We start from the raw sequence: 2402 nt of genomic DNA on the forward strand, positions 1-2402 counted from the left end.
CAACGCAGTCACAGCAAGGGCCGCTTGCATGCGGTCACCGATCGAGTAGCCCACGATCCGGTTCGACCACACGTCTTTCACCGCGCAGAGATAGAGTCTGCCTTCTTTCGTCCACTGCTCCGTGTAGGGTCGGCCAGCAGCGCCCTGCCCGCATTGCTGCGGATGGGTTTCTGCTGGCCGCCCTCCGAACCGGACGTGCCCATTCCTGAGCATCCGGCTCTCCATGTAATTACGCCGTAGCATTCGCCCATGGAGTAGGGATACGAGTTCCTCGATATCGATAACGAGCCACAGTGACTTGCCACGCGCGAAAGAACTCGATCCCCTCGGCACGAATCACCCAACCAGGTAGGTGACGACGTACCAATGTGCGCATATTCTGCTTCGGATGTCGTTTCTTCAACCATCCAACAATCCGCCAAAAAGCGAAGTGGTCGATACAGCTGAAGGTATGTTTCACGACCCCGTGCTGAAAATAGCTACACCACCCCCGTATCGCCGGGTTCAACCGGCGTAACAGCTCGGCGAGTGTCCGATGTGATGCTCTACGGGTCAATAACCTGATCTTGTCCCGAATCGAAGCCAAAGACTTCCGCGACGGGTACGTGTAGATCGCTGTTTTCCCGTTATGACCCCTGACCCTGCGGCGCTGGATGCGCCACCCTAAGAAATCAAACCCCGTGTCCACATGCGTCACCAAAGTCTTCTCCACCGACAGGCGTAAACCTATCGGCGAGAGCACCTTGGTAACTTCATCCCAGAGCGCTTCAGCATCAGCGCGACTGCCACGAACAAGAACCACGAAATCGTCCGCGTAACGCACCAATTTCATCGTCGCGCCCCCAGCACGCTGATGCTTTGTACGCTCCCATTGCGAACCATACGCTTCCCACTTGCGTTGGAAGTGTTCGTCCACAACCGACAGCGCGATATTTGCCAGCAAAGGGGAGAGTATCCCGCCCTGCGGGGTGCCGGTATACGTGTTCCTGTTCACACCGTCCTCAGAAAGAACTCCTGCGCCTAGGAACCCGCGAACCAGACGCAGGATTCGCTTATCGATGATCCGGGTACGAACCCGCTGCATGAGCGCGTCGTGATCGATTTCATCGAAACATGCGGTGATATCTGCTTCAAATACCTGCACGTAGCCGCGCGAGGCATAGAAGTGAATCTCCGCAATAGCGTCCTGCGCTCGACGACGCGGCCGAAACCCATACGACGATGGCTGAAAATCAGCCTCGAAGATCGGCTCCAATACCAGCTTCAAAGAGGCCTGAACGATTCGATCGGTCATCGTCGGAATCCCCAACCTACGGACTTTACCGTTTGCTTTCGGGATCGATTTCTGCCTCACCCGTTCAGGGTGAAACTCTCCAAGCTTCACGCTTGCACGCAGCTCGGAAAGCATTCCTCGCACACGTTCCAGCGGAATGGATCGTGGAACGACTCCATCGACACCGGCAGTACGACCTCCTTTATTGCCCTGCACCCGATTCCACGCCGCAACGAGGAATGCTGGGTCATAGACGAGGTTGAACACATCATCGAAGCGACGAACAGAATCGTTCTTCGCCCATTGGTGCAGTTTCGTCTGCATCTTCAGTACTCGCGCCCATGCCTCCGTAGTGTCGGCAGGCCACGAAACATCCGTATTCACGGTTGTATCTCCTTTACTGCTTCCAGATTCTGCAATCACACTGAACTCCTTCGCCATGTGGCCGGCTTTCCCGACCTCGGACTACTACGAGTTCTCCGCCCCACCCCGACCCGATCAACAGGCCACGTGTCCAACCGAGTAACTCTGCTGCTGGATGCAGCGAGTACCTTCGGCGGAGCCGGGATGGTTCCCACGTTCATTCCCGAACCATTTGACGGGATTGGTACCCAGTTATGCCCCAACATCATCGCCATGGTTACGCCGCAGGCATTCACCATGGCCTCCCGGGCGGCGACATCACCCACCCAAAGAGTTCCCCACGCTACTCATGTAGCGAGGGTGCGCAATGTAACCCGACCCGAATCCGCCAGGTTTAGAGTCGGTGGTCTTGAATTGAGGGGCTTTCAGCCACTGGTTCCTGTACGTATACCTCTCCGTCTCGCTTGCCGAGCCCGCACCATCTGGCAGTACTGGATACGACTCGTCGTTGTCGAGGACTGCTCCACCCACCTCGCTCGTACCAGCGAGGCAGATCGTCCTCCAGCTATCACGCGACTGCTGCGACAGACGCGGAGCGGTGTCCTTTCATCACCGCAAGGTTCAAGAACGCCTCGTGGCGCTCAATATCCGTAAGCCACAACCAGTTCGGCTGCTCCGCGGTGAACTCACGCTCGACCAGATCGTCACCCACCGGCGCGCCAGCACGGGCGTTACGTGGCTTACGTTTCGTGATCACCGAACGGAT

1 protein-coding gene and 1 pseudogene are annotated in these 2402 nt (G+C 57.2%); both read right to left on the reverse strand.

The window, feature by feature from the left end:
• Positions 1–229 precede the first annotated feature (229 nt).
• Complete coding sequence (gene ltrA, locus AC1C2N_RS16205) at positions 230–1696, reverse strand: group II intron reverse transcriptase/maturase (RefSeq protein ID WP_495434589.1); 1467 nt, start codon at positions 1694–1696, stop codon at positions 230–232.
• 508 nt (positions 1697–2204) lie between these two features.
• Positions 2205–2402 (reverse strand): annotated as a pseudogene (locus AC1C2N_RS16210) (hypothetical protein); the annotation flags it as partial.

Source organism: Mycetocola sp. Y791 (assembly GCF_059445325.1).